This window comes from Mycoplana rhizolycopersici (genome assembly GCF_013378445.1).
In the GTDB taxonomy this organism is placed as follows: domain Bacteria; phylum Pseudomonadota; class Alphaproteobacteria; order Rhizobiales; family Rhizobiaceae; genus Mycoplana; species Mycoplana rhizolycopersici.
This window is the reverse complement of sequence record NZ_JABXYK010000005.1, coordinates 312,832-330,222: the sequence shown is the minus strand read 5'-3', so window position 1 is coordinate 330,222 and position 17,391 is coordinate 312,832. Positions and strand designations below refer to the sequence as shown.

The 17,391-nt window shown below is 64.5% G+C and carries 10 protein-coding genes and 1 pseudogene; 2 read left to right on the top strand and 9 right to left on the bottom strand.

From position 1 onward, the window contains the following. Positions 1-16: 16 nt before the first annotated feature. The 8 genes and pseudogenes from glgB to HV823_RS10775 form a co-directional block, all read right to left on the bottom strand. On the bottom strand, positions 17-2,221 hold the full coding sequence (gene glgB / locus HV823_RS10810) for a 1,4-alpha-glucan branching protein GlgB (protein ID WP_176949714.1): 2,205 nt from the start codon (positions 2,219-2,221) through the stop codon (positions 17-19). After that, positions 2,221-4,683 carry a glycogen/starch/alpha-glucan phosphorylase gene (locus HV823_RS10805; RefSeq protein WP_176949713.1) on the bottom strand — a complete coding sequence of 821 codons (2,463 nt, stop codon included), beginning with the start codon at positions 4,681-4,683 and terminating at the stop codon, positions 2,221-2,223. Before HV823_RS10805 ends, glgB begins: the two co-directional genes overlap by 1 nt. 206 nt (positions 4,684-4,889) lie before the next feature. Further along, the gene (locus tag HV823_RS10800) at positions 4,890-6,140 is read right to left on the bottom strand and encodes a vWA domain-containing protein (RefSeq protein ID WP_176949712.1); all 1,251 of its coding nucleotides are present in this window, start codon (positions 6,138-6,140) and stop codon (positions 4,890-4,892) included. 214 nt (positions 6,141-6,354) lie between these two features. Further along, on the bottom strand, positions 6,355-7,242 hold the full coding sequence (locus HV823_RS10795; RefSeq protein WP_176949711.1) for a transglutaminase family protein: 888 nt from the start codon (positions 7,240-7,242) through the stop codon (positions 6,355-6,357). Between the two features lie 12 nt (positions 7,243-7,254). After that, positions 7,255-9,600, bottom strand: a pseudogene (locus HV823_RS10790) (circularly permuted type 2 ATP-grasp protein); the annotation flags it as partial. 69 nt (positions 9,601-9,669) lie between these two features. Continuing rightward, positions 9,670-12,984, bottom strand: a complete 3,315-nt coding sequence (locus tag HV823_RS10785; RefSeq protein ID WP_176949710.1) for a transglutaminase family protein — start codon at positions 12,982-12,984, stop codon at positions 9,670-9,672. A gap of 96 nt (positions 12,985-13,080) precedes the next feature. Then, positions 13,081-13,848 carry a VOC family protein gene (locus tag HV823_RS10780; RefSeq protein WP_176949709.1) on the bottom strand — a complete coding sequence of 256 codons (768 nt, stop codon included), beginning with the start codon at positions 13,846-13,848 and terminating at the stop codon, positions 13,081-13,083. 72 nt (positions 13,849-13,920) lie between these two features. After that, positions 13,921-14,655: a DUF899 domain-containing protein gene (locus HV823_RS10775; RefSeq protein ID WP_176949708.1), complete on the bottom strand. Its 735-nt coding sequence runs from the start codon at positions 14,653-14,655 to the stop codon at positions 13,921-13,923. A gap of 189 nt (positions 14,656-14,844) precedes the next feature. On the opposite strand from HV823_RS10775, the gene HV823_RS10770 reads away from it, so the two are divergent. Together HV823_RS10770 and HV823_RS10765 are read left to right on the top strand one after the other, a co-directional pair. Beyond that, positions 14,845-15,198 (top strand): lysozyme inhibitor LprI family protein, encoded by a 354-nt coding sequence (locus HV823_RS10770; RefSeq protein WP_176949707.1) that lies wholly within the window; start codon positions 14,845-14,847, stop codon positions 15,196-15,198. Positions 15,199-15,257: 59 nt separating this feature from the next. Continuing rightward, on the top strand, positions 15,258-15,575 hold the full coding sequence (locus tag HV823_RS10765; protein WP_176949706.1) for a hypothetical protein: 318 nt from the start codon (positions 15,258-15,260) through the stop codon (positions 15,573-15,575). Here HV823_RS10765 and ilvD read toward each other — a convergent pair. Continuing rightward, positions 15,518-17,353 (bottom strand): dihydroxy-acid dehydratase, encoded by a 1,836-nt coding sequence (gene ilvD, locus HV823_RS10760; RefSeq protein WP_176949705.1) that lies wholly within the window; start codon positions 17,351-17,353, stop codon positions 15,518-15,520. The two genes, HV823_RS10765 and ilvD, sit on opposite strands and share 58 nt — an antisense overlap. Positions 17,354-17,391: the final 38 nt, after the last annotated feature.

The window sequence follows — 17,391 nt, the reverse complement described above, 5'->3', positions numbered from 1 at the left end:
CCTCCCGAGCAGTCCGTCATGCATCCTGTTCCAGCATCAAAGTCGCCAGCGGCGGCAATGTTATCATCGCTGAAACGTTCCCGTTCTTGTCTCTTGTCGCCTGCACTGCACCGCCATTCCCCTTGCCCGAGCCGCCATAAATGTCGGCATCGGTGTTGAGAATCTCCTTCCAGCGGCCCTCGCCCGGCAAGGGTATGCGGTAGGCTTCGCGGTAGACGGGCGTGAAGTTGGTGACCACCGCGATCGTCTTTTCGCCCGGCGCCTTGCGCAGCCAGGCGAAGACCGAATTGTCGCGATCGTCGGCAAGCAGCCACTCGAACCCTTCGCCCTCGCAATCGCGCGCGTGTAGGGCGACCCGGCGCCTGTAGGTGCCGTTGAGGTCGCGCACCAGCCGGCGCATGCCTTCGTGCATGCGGTATTCGAGCAGGTTCCAGTCGAGCGCGCGATCCTCGCTCCACTCCCGCCACTGGGCGAATTCCTGCCCCATGAAAAGCAGCTTCTTGCCGGGGTATCCCCACATGAAGGCGTAGTAGGCGCGCAGATTGGCGAACTTCTGCCAGTCGTCGCCCGTCATCTTGGCGATCAGCGAGCCTTTGCCATGGACCACTTCGTCATGGCTGAGCGGCAGCACGAAGTTCTCCGTGAAGGCATAGAGCAGGCCGAAGGTCATGTCGTGGTGGTGGAACTTGCGGTGCACCGGCTCGCGCGACATGAATTGCAGCGTGTCGTGCATAAAGCCCATGTTCCACTTGAAGCCGAAGCCGAGACCGCCTTCGTGGACGGGATGGGACACCTTCGGCCAGGAGGTCGATTCCTCGGCGATGGTCATCACGCCCGGCTGTGCGCCGTAGACGCGGGAATTCATCGTCTGCAGGAAGCGCACGGCCTCCAGGTTCTCGTTGCCGCCATACTCGTTCGGCACCCACTCGCCGTGTTTGCGCGAGTAGTCGAGGTAGAGCATGGAGGCGACCGCATCGACACGCAAGCCGTCGATATGGAACTTCTCGGCCCAGTAGAGGGCGTTGTTGATCAGGAAGGCCAGAACCTCCTGACGGCCGAAATTGTAGATCGCCGTGTTCCAGTCGGGATGAAAACCCTGGCGGGGGTCTTCATGTTCGTAGAGCGCAGTGCCGTCGAACCAGCGCAGACCGTGCTCGTCGGTCGGGAAATGGGCCGGCACCCAGTCGAGGATGACGCCGAGGCCCACCTTGTGGGCACCGTTGACGAAGCGGGCGAAGCCTTCCGGGTCGCCGAAGCGCGCCGTCGGCGCATAGAGCCCGGTGGTCTGGTAGCCCCAGGACGGATCGTAGGGATATTCGGAGATCGGCAGGAATTCGATGTGGGTGAAGCCCATGTCGACACAATAGGGGATCAGCCGGTCCGCCAGCTCGTCCCACGAGAGCATTTCGCCATTGTCGCGCCGTTGCCAGGAGGCCGCGTGCACTTCGTAGATGGAGATGGGCTGTCGGCGCGCGTCGGCGCTGGCCCAGAAGGCGCGATGGGCCTCGTCCTCCCACTGCTGTTCGATCTCGCCCGTGGTCATCGACGCGGTGCGCGGGCGCAGTTCGGAGCGCCGTGCGAAGGGATCAGCCTTCAGCGGCAAAAGTTCGCCGTTCTTGCCGACGATCTCGTATTTGTAGGCGCTGCCGACGGTCACGCCGGGCAGGAAGACTTCCCATATGCCGGTGTCGCCGCGCCGGCGCATGACATGGCGGCGGCCGTCCCATTCATTGAAATCGCCGACGACGGAGACGCGTTGCGCGTTCGGCGCCCAGACGGCGAAATGAAAGCCGTCGACCCCCTCGAGCGTGAGCGGATGGGCACCCATCCGGTCGAACAACCGCAGGTGCGATCCCTCCCGCATATAGTAATCGTCCATCGGGCCGAGCACGGGGCCGAAGGAATAGGGATCGACGACGATCCATTCCCCGCCTTCATTGCGCGCGCGGTAGCGGATGGGCTGCAGCTTGCGGATGGAGACGGGACCGGCGAAGAATCCCGCCGCATCGAGGCGTTCGAGCTGGCCAATCGTCTTGCCGGCCAGCGTTTCGGCAGACACGGTCTCCGCGTTCGGGATGAAGCAGCGCGCGACGAACTTGTCGTCGACCTGCTGGATGCCGAGCACGGCAAAGGGATCCGAATGACGGCCGTTCAGAACTGCCTCGATTTCGGCCTTCGCCAGACCCGTCGATTGCTTTGCCACCGGGTCCTTTTTCGCCATCAAGCGCCCCAGATCTCGGTGGCGTACTGACGGATGGTCCTGTCTGAGGAGAACCAGCCCATCCGCGCCGTGTTCAGGATCGCCTTGGAATTCCAGGCGGCCCCGTCCGTCCAGAGCGCATCGACGTCGCGCTGGGCCTTGGCGTAGGCATCGAAGTCGGCCGCGACCATGAACCAGTCGTGATTGTAGAGGCCGTCGATCAGGCCGGCAAAGCGGCCACGGTCGTCGGGAGAAAACACGCCCGAGGAGATGGCCGACAGCGCTTGCGACAGTTCCGGCGAACCCTCGATGATGGCGCGGGGGTTATGGCCCTCGGCGCGAACCCGGGCGACTTCGTCTGCGGTCATGCCGAAGATGACGATGTTTTCCGCACCCACGTGGTCGCGCATCTCGACATTGGCGCCGTCGAGCGTCCCGATCGTCAGCGCGCCGTTCAGCGCGAACTTCATGTTGCCGGTTCCCGACGCTTCCATGCCTGCCGTCGAGATCTGCTCGGAAAGGTCGGCGGCCGGAACCATGACCTCGGCAAGCGAGACGTTATAGTTCGGCACGAACACGACTTTCAGCAGCCCGCGCACGGCCGGATCGTTGTTGATGACGCGGGCCACGTCGTTCGCCAGTTTGATGATCAGCTTGGCATTGTGGTAGCTCGGCGCCGCCTTGCCGGCGAAAAGCTTGACGCGGGGGACCCAGTCGAGTTCCGGCCGCGAGCGGATCTGGTCATAAAGCGCCACGGCCTCGACGATGTTGAGCAACTGGCGCTTGTATTCGTGGATGCGCTTGATCTGGATGTCGAACATGGCGCCCGGATCGAGGCGGACGCCGAGCCTCGCCTGCACCAGATTGGCGAGCCGTACCTTGTTCTCGCGCTTGATCGCGGCGAAACGCTCCTGGAAGGCGGCATCGCCGGCGAAGCGGTCGAGCGCCTTCAGCTGTTCGGCGTCGTCCTCGAAGGCGTCGCCGATCGATTCGCGGATGAGGTTGAACAGGCCGGGGTTGCACTGCATCAGCCAGCGTCGCGGCGTGATGCCGTTGGTCTTGTTGTTGATGCGGTCGGGGTAGAGGCGGTGAAGGTCGGCGAACACCGTCTCCTTCATCAGTTCCGTGTGCAGCGCGGAGACGCCGTTGACGGAATGCGAGCCGACGAAGGCGAGGTTGCCCATCCGCACGCGGCGCTCGCCGCCTTCCTCGATCAGCGAGATGTTGCGGACGCTCTGATCGTCGGCGCCTTGTTCCTTGCGGGCCTCGATCAGGATCTTCGCATTGATCGCGTAGACGATCTGCATATGCCGCGGCAGCAGCCGCTCGAAAAGAGGAACCGGCCAGCTTTCCAGCGCTTCGGGCAGAAGCGTGTGGTTGGTGTAGCTAAAGGTGCGGCGGGTGATGTCCCAGGCGGTGTCGAAATTTAGGCCGTGCATGTCGGTCAGCAGGCGGACGAGCTCGGCCACCGATACCGCCGGATGCGTGTCGTTCAGCTGGATCGCGACGGCATCCGGCAGCGAGCTGAAATCCGGATACTGTTGCAGGTGGCGGCGCAGGATGTCCTGCAGCGAGGCGGACGAGAAGAAGAACTCCTGGCGCAGGCGCAGTTCCTGACCGGCAGGGGTGGCGTCGGCAGGGTAGAGGACGCGCGTCAGGCTTTCCGCCTTGTTGCTCTCGCGCAGCGCGCCGATGTGGTCACCGGCATTGAAGGCGTCGAGCAGGATCGGGTCGATCGGGTTTGACGCCCAGAGGCGGAGGGTATTGACGCGCTTGGCGCGCCAGCCGACGGCCGGCGTGTCGTAAGCCGTGGCTATGACGCGCTCGGCGGGCTTCCAGACAAAGCGCTGCTTGCCTTCGCCGAGATCAAGCGTCTCCACCGCACCGCCGAAACCGATTTCGTAGGAGCTTTCGCGTCGCTCGAATTCCCAGGGGTTGCCGTGCGCCAGCCAGGTCTCCGGCAGTTCCACCTGCCAGCCGTCGGCAATCTGCTGGCGGAAGAGACCGTGAACGTAGCGGATGCCGTAGCCATAGGCCGGCACGTCGGTCGTCGCCATGGATTCGATAAAACAGGCGGCAAGCCGGCCAAGGCCGCCATTGCCGAGTGCCGCGTCCGGCTCAAGCTCGGCGATGATGTCGATATCGACGCCGAGGGAGGCGAGCGCCTCGCGCATCTCGTCCATCAGGCCGATATTCGTCATCGCGTCGCGCATCAGCCGCCCGATCAGGAACTCGAGCGAGAGATAGTAGACGCGCTTGGCGCCGGTGGCGTAGGTGCGGCGCGTCGAATCCATCCACTTGTCGGTGATGCGGTCGCGCACGACCAGGATCGCCGCCGTCAGCCAGTCATGCGGCTTGGCGACCTTCGGATCCTTGCCGATGCGGTATTTCAGGCGTTCCACCAGCTCGGTCGCAAGCTGCGACGGCTCGGTGGATCGTGGCGCGGGAGCGGGGATTTCGTTGGCGGAGACCCTGTTCATCATGGGTGGTAACGAAGCCCTTCTCTACTGATCGGCAGACACAGAAACGTGGCGATTTGACGCAATTTTGCATCTATCCGAAGCGCTTGCAATACAGCGCCGGAAGAAAGGAGCCATGCGGTGGATGCACGGCGGATGGCCAACAAACAGACAAGGCCCACTGTCCGGTCGGAACAGCGGGCCTTGCGAAAGGGCAGGCTTTCCAAGGTTTAGTGCGTCAGGCGGGCATAGGCGCCAGCCGCCCGCTCGCCGATCGTCTTGAAGGCGGCGACGAGCTGGGCCATGTCCTTGGCCTCGTAGTAGTGCGAGGTCGTGGTCGAGCAGTACTGCAGAAGCTCCTGTCCGCGCTTCGGGGCCATGAAGGCCACGGTGTAGACCTCGATCTTGGCCGTGCGGGCAAGATCGCAATATTCCTTCGTCTCCTTGTCGGACTTCTTCGAATTGGAGTCGTTCGAGCTGCCGTTGTAGGCGGTGTTTTCGCCGTCGGTCATGAAGACGATGTACTTGGTCGGAACCTGGCCGTTCTTCTCCTTGTGGTATTCTTCCTCGGTCTTCTCATTCGACGTGTCGGAGATCGTCAGCTTCTCGTAAGCCTTGCCGAAGGCGGCATGTGAATCGGTACCGCCCTCCGGCTGGGTCGGCAGCGCATTGACGTAGGCGAGGGCGGCGTCCGTGCCCCAGGCAAACGTCGTTTCAGTCTGCATTTTGTCGTTGTAGGACACCGCGGCCGTGCGAACGAGCTCCTTGTTCGGGTCTGCGGTATTCAGCTGCGTCACGAGATTGGCGACCGCCAGCTTCAGCGCGGCGATCTTGCGGGTATAGCAAGGCTTCGTCTCGGAGATGTTCGAGCCCCAGTTCTTCTCCGTCCAGTTCTTGCACTTCTGCGTGCTGCTGGCGATATCGTTGGTGATGAACGACATCGAGCCGGAGCGGTCGAGCACGAGGAACATCGAAAGTGCGTTCTTGGATTCCGTGGCGCTCTTGGCCGAGGTCGATGCGTTCACGGTGGAGACGTCCTTGACCAGCAGGCGGGTGAGCGGGTTGAGGTCCACGCCATACTGGGCATTGATCTGCACCACGAACTGTTTTCCTGTGCCGACCGTCGCAATCTGCTGGATGTCGATTTCGGAGTTGGACAGCAGTTCCAATTTCGCCTTGGCGGCCTCGTCGTCCAGATCGCTGCCGTCCTGCATCTGCGTCTTGAGGAACTGCATGGCCAGAAGCTTGGCGTCCGAGATCGCGTACTTGTCGTTTGCCAGCGCCGAGGCGGCGGCAAGGGCCGCCGAGTCGGCCGCATCCTGCAGCCGCGACTTCGTCATCATGATCTGCGTCAGGTCGATAGAGATGCCGCCGGCGCCCAGCAGCACCGGAAGCAGCAATGCCGTCATCATGCCGAAGTTACCGCGACGGTCCTTTATCAGGCGGGAAAGGACACCCCGTTTTTCCGTTGCCAGTTTCATTTTGGAAGCCACCCCATCGTCATAATGTTGAAGCGACGATAGCGCGGAAAAATTATCCGCCGGTTTCGGCAATAGCTAAAATTCGAGGAATATCCGAAAAAGAGCCCGGAAAGCAGGGGGTTGCGGGCGCCGCCGGGTGTCTCCAATCGGGACTCGCGGGCACTCTGCCATCTGCATGTGCCAAAATCGGACGGACTGTACGGTTTGCCTTTGCTTAACCTTGCGGGTTGACGGGAATGACGTCGACCGCCTGTGTCGTCGTCTGCTGGCCGTAGCTCTTGACGATGCCGATGACGGGCGCCACGTCGGCGTAGTCGCGACCATAGCCGACGACGATATGGTCGCTGCCGGCGGGGATGTTGTTGGTCGGGTCCAGTTCGATCCAGCCGGTCACGCGCCCGCACCAGAGGCGCACCCAGGCGTGCATGGCGTCGGCGCCTTCGAGCCTCTCCTTGCCCGCAGGCGGGATGGTCCGCAGGAAGCCGCTGACATAGCCTGCGGGAATGCCGAGGCTGCGCAGCGCCACGATCATCACATGGGTGAAATCCTGGCAGACGCCGCGTTTGAGGTGGAACGCCTCGGTGGGGGTGGTCTCCACCGTGGTCGCCTCGCCGTCATAGGTGAAGTCGCGGTGGATGCGCTCGCAGATCGCGGTGCCGATCTCCTGCACGGTCATGCCGTCGCGGGCGATCGAGCGCGCATAGTCGGCAATCACCCGGCAATGGGGGAGGCGGGGACTGTCACCGGTGAAGTGGTGCGGCGATTCAGGGTCGAGGGACCAATAGGCCGTGATCTCCCTGGAAAGCTCGGCCGGCCGCGGCGAGAAATCCGGAAGATCCTGGCGGATATCCACCTGGACGCGGGCCTGCATGTCGACCTCCAGCCGGTCGTGGGCATTGCGGAAGAGGATCGACGTCGCTGAGTTCTCGAAGAAATCGACAAGGCCGTTGCGCTCCACCGGCTGGGGGACGATGTCGATCGCGCCGGCGATCAGCCGCTGGCGGCCGGGAATCGAGCGTGGCAGGATGCGGACCATGTGCCGGCCGCCGGAGACCGCAACCTCGTAGTCGTATTCGATGCGCAGGTTGATGTCGTACAGCATGGCGCGGCGGTCTCAGCTCAGGTAGGTCTGGCCGAGGATATCGGACAGCTTTTCAAGCTCGCTTTCGAAGCGGCGGTAGGCCTCGGGCGTCATCCCTTCCGGCGTCATGACGGCGAGACCGGCATGCAGGCGCATCGCCTCGCGGTAGAAGGGAGACATCTGCCCGTTCGAGTAGGCGAAGGGCAGTTGTTCGATCTCCGTCTTGATCTCGTTCAACTGGTAGAGCACGGAGCGCGGGTTCAGCGGATCGAGCGCCAGAAGATCGGTGACGGTCAGCCGCGCCGTCGCCACGTTGTAGCGGCGGCGGTGGGTCATCACGCTGTCGCCTATCTCCAGAAGCATGTCGAGCGCGCCGTCGGGGGCATCCTCGCCGGCGAGGTGTCGCAGGAGGCGCGTCATGTGCAGCCCGCGCTCGAGATAGCGGCCGATCGAAAGGAAGCGCCAGCCGGTGAAACGGTACATGTTCTCGTGCACGAGGCCGGCGAAGCCCGCGAGCTTGCGCAGCAGGACGGTCATCGCACGCGTCGCGTCGTCGCCGGGCTGGACGGATGAGCGGAAGCGGCGTGCGGTCTTGGCGAGGTCGTCAAGGGCCAGCCAGCCATCGGGGGAGAAGCGGTCGCGAATGTTGCTGGCGCTGAATACGGCGCTGTCGATGTTGATCAGCAGGCTCAACGGCACGGGTTCGGCCGTGTCGATGTCCAGTTCCTTGAGGTAATCGGTGACGTCCTTCAGCAGCGGCTGACCCGGATCGGCATATTCGGCGAAGCGACCGTGCCAGGCGCGCAGGATCCGCAGCGCGCCTTCGGAGCGCTCGATGTAGCGGCCGAGCCAGAAGAGATTGTCGGCGGCCCGGCTCGGCAGGCTGCCGGGCATGTTGCGGGTGAAATTTTCGTCGGCGGGCAGCAGTGTGGTCCGGTCCACCGGCTTGTCGCTGACGATCCAGACGTCGGCGGCCGACCCGCCGTCCTGCATGGTGATCGCCGAAACGTCGTTGCCGGAGCTGATGCGGGCGAAGCCGCCGGGCATGATCTGCCAGCCGTCGCGTGTGCGGGCGGCGAAGACGCGCAGGCTCATCGGTCGCGGCACCAGCTTGCCGTCGACATAGGCCGGCGTCGTGGAAAGCGTGACGGCCTCCTGACCGACGAGACCGGAGCCGTCGTTGGCAAGCCAGTCCGTGATCGAAAGCTTGGCGTTTTCGAGGAAGGTGGACCCCAGCACGGAGCGGCCGTTGTCGTCGAAGAAGGGGCGCGTGGAAAAGGCCGGGCCGATCACCATCTTTTCGATGTTGGCGGCGACCTGCTCGCGCTCCGCCTGCTGGCCGCACCACCAGGTGGCGATGCTCGGCAGCTGCAGGTCCTCGCCGGTCAGGTGCCGGCTGATCGTCGGCATGAAGGCGAGCAGCGCGCGGGTCTCCAGGATGCCGGTGCCAAGCGCGTTTACGATGCGCACCGAACCCGCGCGCAGCGCCTCGACGATGCCGGGTGTGCCGAGCTGCGACTGCTGGTTCAACTCCAGCGGGTCGGCGAAGCTGGCATCCAGACGTCGCCACAGCACGCTGACAGGCTTCAGGCCCGCCACCGTGCGTACCATCACCCGGCCGCGAACGACCGTCAGGTCCTCGCCTTCCAGCAGGGTGAAGCCGAGGTAGCGGGCGATGTAGGCGTGTTCGAAGTAGGTCTCATTGGCCGGACCCGGCGAGAGCACGGCGATGCGGTCGTCCTCGAACTGGCGGCCGGCCAGCAGCGCGTCGCGAAAGGCGCCGAAAAAGCCCGCAAGCCTGTGCACATGCGCCTCGGCGTAGACGTCGGAGAAGGCGCGCGCGGTGGCGACGCGGTTCTCCAGCGCGAAACCAGCGCCGGAGGGAGCGTCGGTCCTGTCGGACAGCACCCACCAGTTGCCGTCGGGGCCGCGCCCGACCTCGAAGGAACAGAAGTGCAGATAGTGACCGCCGGCAGGCGTCAGCCCCACCAGCGGGCGCAGATATTCGGAATTGGTGCCGATGAGCGATGCGGGCAAGAGGCCCTCCGACACCAGCCGGGCAGGGCCGTAGATGTCGGCCGCGATCATCTCCAGGAGTTCGGCCCGCTGGACCAGCCCGCGTGACAGCGTCTCCCATTCGGATTGGTCGATCAGCACCGGTATGTGGGACAACGGCCACGCGCGTTCGCCGCCGGCATCCTTGCCATAGGCGCGATAGAAGACGCCGGCATCGCGCAGATAGCGGTCGGCGCGGGCGAAACGGCTTGCCAGTTCCGTCTCGTCCATCCGGCGGAGGGCGGAAAGGAGCGGCTGCCAAACCGGTCGGACGGTGCCGTCGGGGGCGACCATCTCGTCGGCGATGCCCGGCAAGGGCGCATATTTCATGAGCCCCTCCAATACCGGGTTCCCGTCGATACGCTCCGCCTCGGCAGCCGTTGATGTCAAGTCCTACACTCCTGGGGGACGGCGAAGATCGAGTGTCAGCGGGAACTCCCGCGAAATGGCTTCTTCGTAGACCCCGTAGCCGCCCGGGGTGTGTCCCCAGGGCTCGAAGCGGGCCAGTCGTCTGGCTTCCGCCTCGTTTCCGTTCACAGGGAAGGTGTCATAGTTTCGTCCGCCCGGATGGGCAACGTGGTAAATGCAGCCGCCCACCGCTCTGCGCGACCATGTATCATAAATGTCGAAGGTGAGCGGCGTATTGACGGGCAGCACCGGATGCAGGCCGGAGGCCGGCTGCCAGGCCTTGTAGCGGACGCCGGCAACGGAGACGCCGCTTTCCGCCGTGGGTGCGAGCGGCACCCGCCTGCGGTTGCAGGTGACCAGGTAGCGTTCCGGGTTAGCCGTCTGCAGCTTCACCTGCAGCCGCTCGACGGACGAATCGACAAAGCGCACGGTACCGCCGATGGCGCCCTGCTCGCCCATCACGTGCCAGGGCTCCAGCGCCTGGCGCAGCTCCAGCTTCGCGCCCTCGTACTCGACCTCGCCGCAGAAGGGGAAACGGAATTCCAGCTGGGCTGCGAACCATTCCGGGCGGATTTCGAAGCCGTTCTCCCCGAGATCGGCAAGCACTTCCAGGAAGTCCTGCCAGACGTGATGCGGCAGCATGAACCGGTCGTGTAAGGTCGTGCCCCAGCGCACGAAGGAACCGGTGGCCGGCTTCAGCCAGAAGCGGGCGATCAGCGCCCGGATCAAAAGCTGTTGCGCCAGGCTCATGCGGGCATTCGGCGGCATCTCGAAACCGCGGAACTCCACCAGGCCCAACCGGCCGGTCGGGCCGTCGGGCGAGAACAGCTTGTCGATGCAGATCTCGGAGCGATGGGTGTTGCCGGTGACGTCGACGAGCAGGTTGCGGAAGAGGCGGTCGACCAACCAGGGAAGCCGTGGGGTGCTCTCGCCGGGCGCGGGTACCTGCGACAGCGCGATCTCCAGCTCGTACAGGCCGTCGTGGCGTGCCTCGTCGATGCGCGGCGCCTGGCTGGTCGGGCCGATGAACAGGCCGGAAAAGAGATAGGAGAGCGACGGGTGGCGCTGCCAGTGCAGCACGAGGCTCTTCAATAGGTCGGGCCGGCGCAGGAAGGGGCTGTCGTTCGGGTTCTTGCCGCCGACGACGACGTGGTTGCCGCCGCCGGTGCCGGTATGGCGGCCGTCGATCATGAACTTGTCGGCGCCGAGCCGGCTCTGGCGGGCCTCCTCGTAGACGGCGGTGGTGATGTCGACGCAGTCCTGCCAGTTGTAGGCCGGGTGGATGTTCACCTCGATGACGCCGGGATCGGGCGCGACGCGGATAACGTTCAGCCGCTCGTCGTGCGGGGGCGCGTAACCCTCGATATGCACCGGCAGGCCGAGTGCGCTTGCGGCGCGTTCGGCCGCGGCGATGAGCTCGAGATATTCCTCGACGCCTTCCGTTGGCGGCATGAACACGCAGAGCCTGCCGTCGCGAGGCTCTACGCTGATGGCGGTGCGGACCTTGCCGACGATATCTGATACGACCTGTTCGACCTGTTCCTGCTGGCCTTCGGTTGCGTGGAAATCCATCGCGATCTGGCGGTGAGGGTCAGCAAAATCCGGCAGGTCGCCGCGTTCGACCGTGGGATCGACGGGGTTGATGTAGGGATAGGCGGAGGGCGGGATCCAGGGCAGCGAGCCCAGCGGCAGGCGGTAGCCGACCGGGCTGTCGCCGGGGACGAGAAAGAGGCGGCCGCGCCGGGTCTGCCATTTCTCGCTGATCCATCGCTGGCCGGCGGCGCGGGCATTCCAGGCTTGCACGGGCAGCACGTAGCCGCTCGGTTTGGTCAGTCCGCGCTCGAAGACGCGGGCGATGCGGCTTCGTGCTTCCGGATCCTCCAGCTTGGAGTTCGACGGGTCGACGTTGTCGGGAAGGTTCGCTTCCTTCAGGAGCCACTCGCCGGGGTCTTCATACGCCGGAAGCACCATCTCGGCCTCGATGCCAAGCACGCCGGCGATCGTGGTCAGGAGACGCTCTGCGTCGCCGTTTGACACCGGATGGTCGGCATGTTCCTCGGCGATAAGTTCAGGATCGGACCAGATCGGCTTGCCGTCGCGGCGCCAGTAGAGTGAGAAGGTCCAGCGGGGCAGGCTTTCACCGGGATACCACTTCCCCTGGCCGTAATGCAGGAAGCCGCCGGGGGCGAAGCGCTCGCGCAGGCGGCGGATCAGCGCGTCGGCCTTTTCCCGCTTCGTCGGCCCGACCGCGTCGGTGTTCCATTCCTCGGATTCGAAGTCGTCGATCGAGACGAAGGTGGGCTCGCCGCCCATGGTCAGCCGCACGTCGTTCTGCGAGAGCACCCGGTCGACGTCCTTGCCGAGCGCGTTCAGCGCCTCCCAGGATTCGTCAGAGAAGGGCTTGGTGATGCGCGGATGCTCGGCGACGCGGGCGATCTTCATGTCGAAGTCGAAGCTGGTGTTCGCCTCGCCGAAATAGCCGCCGGTGATCGGGGCGGCGTTGCGGTAGTGTGGGGTCGCGGCCAGCGGGATATGGCTTTCGCCGGTCAGAAGCCCGGAGGTCGGGTCGAGGCCGACCCATCCGGCGCCGGGCAGATAGACCTCGCACCAGGCGTGCAGGTCGGTGAAGTCGTGGTCGGTGCCCGAAGGTCCGTCCAGTGCCTTGAGATCCGGCGCCAGCTGGATCAGGTAGCCGGAGACGAAGCGCGCGGCGAAACCCAGATTGCGCAGGATCTGTACCAGCAGCCAGCTGGAATCGCGACACGAGCCGAGCGCAAGCGTCAGCGTCTCCTCCGGCGTCTGCACGCCGGGCTCCATGCGGATGACGTAGCCGACCTTTTGCTGCAGCTTCGCGTTGAGGCCGACGACCATGTCGATGGTGCGCTGGCGTGAACGGTCCACCGTGTCGAGAAAGGCTGCGAGCGCTGGCGTGAGCGGCTCCGGCTCGCGGTAGATGCGCAGGTCCTCGCGCAGGTCCTCCGGATAGTCGAAGGGCCAGTGTTCCGATTCTTCCTCAATGAAGAAGTCGAACGGATTGTAGACCGTCATGTCCGCGACAAGATCGACCTCGACCTTCAGCTCGGTCACGGGCTCGGGGAAGACGTAGCGGGCAAGGTAGTTGCCGTAGGGATCCTGCTGCAGGTTGACGAAGTGATTCGTCGGCGAGACCTTCAGCGAATGGCCGATCACTTTCGTTTTCGAGTGCGCGGCCGGCTTCAGCCGGATGATCTGGGGTCCCAGGCGGACCGGATTGTCATATTTATAGTGGGTCAGGTGGTAGATACTGGCCTTGATCGACATCAGCTCGCTTTTCCCCTCGTGACGGTCTTTGCCGCCATCGAGGGGAAGTTTGTGCAATGCAAAGCGAGATTGCAAGGGCCGTGGCGCCCGGGGGGCTCAGCGCCTGGAGCCGACCAGCGCGAAATGCGCGCCCTGCGGATCGATTCCCTGGATGATCCATGCGCCGCCAGGCACCTCCATCGGGCCCATCACGACCTGTCCGCCGGCGGCGTTGACACGCTCGATGGCCGCGTCGATCGCATCGACGACGAAGTAGAAGTCCCAGTGTGGCGGCGCCGGCAGGTCCTTCGGCTTGGTCATCATGCCGCCGATCGTCTGGCCGTGCGACTTGAATAGCTGGTAGGTGCCCATCTCGCCCATATCCAGCGCCTCGTCCTTCTCCCAGCCGAACAGGGAGGCGTAGAACGGCCAGGCGCCATTGAGATCGCCCGCCATCAGCTCGTGCCAGCCGACGTGGCCGGGAGCCATCTGCTCCCCGGCCGGCGGGGGCTCGTCAGTGGAGCTGAACAGGCAAAAGGCGGCGCCGTGCGGATCGCCGACCACGGCAAAGCGGCCGATACCGGGAATGTCCTCCGGTTCTCGATAGACCTTGCCGCCCTTGGCCGCGATCTCCTTGGCGGTGGCATCGACGTTGTCGACGCCGATGTAGCCGATCCAGGCTGGCGGCATGCCTTCGGCCTCCTTCGGGGTGGTCATCAGGCCGGCGATCATCTGATTGTTTGCCGAGAACACCGTGTAGTTCATATCCGGCATGCCGGCGTCCTTGGCACTCCAGCCGACGACGTCCTTGTAGAACTTCTCGGCCGCGCCGATGTCGCTCGTCATCAATTCGTACCAGACGAACTTGCCTTGGGTATCGGACATGATCTTCTCCTGGATTGTTCGAAGTCTTCGTTTCTGAAGGCGATGGGGCGCAGCCCCGGAGCCCTGTGCTGCTCAGCTGCAGCAGGATTGCGCCTTCGGCCCGTCGCCGTATTCGTCCTTGCGCTTGACGAAGCTGAGCGTGCCGGTCTCGTTGCGGCCCTTCGGTGCGCGGTCGAGCGTCATCAGTGTGCTCAGCAGTTCCTCGCCGCCGCGGGAGTATTCCGAATAGGTATGGTACACGGTCCCGTCCTCATCCCGGAAGAAGGCGCTCATGCCGGGCAGTTCGTCATGGGCGTCCTCGGACGGCGTCTCGCGGTAGTTGTAGTAGACCTTGCCGCGCCCGAGCTCTTCCTTGGTGAAGGAGACGTGATAGTCGAAGTTGAAGTCGCTGCCGAACGAAGAGTACCACGGGAACTTCCAGCCCATGCGTTTCTTGTAGGCCTCGATCTTTTCCAGCGGCGCGCGGGAGATGCAGACGAAAGTCACGTCGTGGTGGTTGAGATGCGGCAGCATGCCGTCGATGTGATCGGCCATGAACGAGCAGCCCGGGCAGCCGGCTTCCCAGTCCGGTCCGAACATGAAGTGATACACCATCAGCTGGCTCCGCCCCTCGAAAAGGTCGGCAAGCGTTTTCCTGCCGGCCGGCGTATCGAAGGCATAGGCCTTGTCCACCCGCACCCAGGGCAGGGCCAGCCGCTCGGCGCGCACCTTGTCGCGCAGACGCGTCTCCTCCTTCTCCATGGCCAACAGCGCCTGGCGCGCCTTGACCCAATCCTCGCGCGAAACGACTTCGTGCTCCTGTCTCATGCTCGTAACTCCTCTTTCACGGAACATTTCGACTATTTACGTTGATATCAACGTTTGCCGTGCATGTCAAAGTTGCCGTCCTTGCGGCTGCGTGTGCCTCAAGGACGCAGGATAGTCCGGCATTCCGACATTCCCTTGTCAAAAAAAGCGCCGGCCATATCTAACGCCGCTCACGAGGAGTTGGACGCCATGAAAAACAAACCCGCCTTCAGCCTGCCCGCGCTTTGCCTTGTCATCCTTTCGGCGGCCCTGCCGGCTGCGGCCGCAAGCTTTGACTGCGACCGTGCCGACCTTGCGGCAGACGAGAAAGCGATCTGCGACAACAGGGCGCTGAACGACGCCGACGTCCGGATGGTCACGACCTTCGACATCCTGACCGGTCTGGTGGCGATGGGCGCGCGCGGCGAGATGCAGGATCGCCAGTCGCAATGGCTGAAGGAGCGCCAGGCCTGCGGCCCCGATGTCGCTTGCATCAAGGCGGCCTACGACAAGCGCATGCAGCAGTTGGACGAGGCCTACAAGAACATCAGCCGGCCGCTCTGAAGGGCTCTGACGGTTTGTGGCGATGCCGTAGTGGTCCTGGGATGCGGCGAAGGCGGGGCTTGCGGACCGGCAGGCTGCTGGAGGAGCCGTTCGGCACGCGGCCCAACGACCTGCCGATCACCGCCATCGCAACCGCGATCGAAATCGACCTGCGCGGCATGTTCGGCGACGAGGATCTGCCGACGATACGCAGGCCGGTGGAGCATATCCTGCTCCGAGCGCATGCCGGGCTGGAACTCTTCAGGGTCCGACATGCGGCTGGAATGCAAAAGGCCGGCGCGGGGCCGGCCTTCCGTCTCTGGCAATGCTTAGGGGAAGGCTATTCCGGCAGGATGCGCACCGCACCCAGGTCGGCGGAGCTTGCAAAGGCGGCATAGGCCTTCAGCGCGGTCGTGACGTTGCGCTTGCGCGGCTGCGCCGGCTTCCAGCCGAGCTTGTCCTGCTCGGCGCGGCGGGCGGCGAGCTCTGCGTCCGAGATCACCAGGTTGATCGTGCGGTTGGGGATGTCGATTTCGATCGTGTCGCCCGGGCGTACGAGGCCGATCGCGCCGCCGTTCGCCGCTTCCGGCGAGGCGTGGCCGATCGAAAGACCCGAAGTGCCGCCGGAGAAGCGTCCGTCGGTGATCAGCGCGCAGGCCTTGCCCAGCCCCTTCGATTTCAGGTAGCTCGTCGGATAGAGCATTTCCTGCATGCCGGGGCCGCCCTTCGGGCCTTCGTAGCGAATGACGACGACGTCGCCGGCCTTGACCTCGTTGCCGAGAATGCCCTTGACGGCCGCGTCCTGGCTTTCGAAGACGACGGCGGGGCCGGTGAACTTCAGGATCGATTCATCGACGCCGGCGGTCTTCACGATGCAGCCGTCGAGCGCGATGTTGCCCTTCAGGACCGCAAGCCCGCCGTCCTTGGAGAACGGGTTCTCGACGGAACGGATGACGCCCTTTTCGCCGTCGGTATCCAGTTCGTCCCAGCGGGCCTCCTGAGAGAAGGCGACCTGGGTCGGGATGCCGCCGGGCGCGGCGCGGAAGAAGGTGCGCACGGTCTCGCTGCTGGTGCGGGTGATGTCCCAACGGTCGATGGCCTCGCCGAGCGTTTCGGCATGCACGGTGGGGGTGTCGCGGTGGATCAGGCCACCGCGTTCGAGTTCGCCGAGGATGCGCATGATGCCGCCGGCGCGATGGACGTCCTCCATGTGGACGTCGTTCTTGGCGGGGGCGACCTTGGAAAGGCACGGCACCTTGCGGGAGAGCGCGTCGATATCGTCCAGCGTGAAGTCGATGCCGCCCTCATAGGCGGCTGCGAGGATGTGCAGCACGGTGTTGGTCGAGCCGCCCATGGCGATGTCGAGCGACATGGCGTTCTCGAAGGCCCTCTTGTTGGCGACGTTGCGCGGCAGGATGCTCTCGTCCTCCTGCTCGTAGTAGCGGCGGGCGAGGTCGACGATCAGGTGGCCGGCTTCGACGAACAGGCGCTTGCGGTCGGCATGGGTGGCGAGCGTCGAGCCGTTGCCGGGCAGCGACAGGCCGAGGGCTTCGGTCAGACAGTTCATCGAGTTGGCCGTGAACATGCCCGAGCACGAACCGCAGGTCGGGCAGGCGGAGCGCTCGATGACCTTGACGTCCTCGTCGGAGATCTTGTCGTCGGCGGCGGCGACCATGGCGTCGACCAGGTCGAGCGCGTGCGTCTTGCCGTGCAGGACGACCTTGCCGGCCTCCATCGGACCGCCGGAGACGAAGACTGAGGGGATGTTCAACCGCATCGCGGCGTTCAGCATGCCGGGCGTGATCTTGTCGCAGTTGGAGATGCAGACCATGGCGTCGGCGCAGTGGGCGTTGACCATGTACTCGACCGAATCCGCGATGATCTCGCGGCTCGGCAGCGAATAGAGCATGCCGTCATGGCCCATGGCGATGCCGTCGTCGACGGCGATCGTGTTGAATTCCTTGGCGACGCCGCCGGCTGCCTCGATCTCGCGGGCGACCAGTTGGCCAAGGTCCTTCAGGTGAACGTGGCCGGGCACGAACTGGGTGAACGAGTTGACCACTGCGATGATCGGCTTTCCGAAGTCCGCATCCTTCATGCCGGTCGCGCGCCAGAGGCCGCGGGCACCGGCCATGTTGCGGCCGTGGGTGGTGGTTCGGGAGCGATAGGCTGGCATCGACGTGTTCCTCAAATCCGTTCAGGCATGGCATGTGG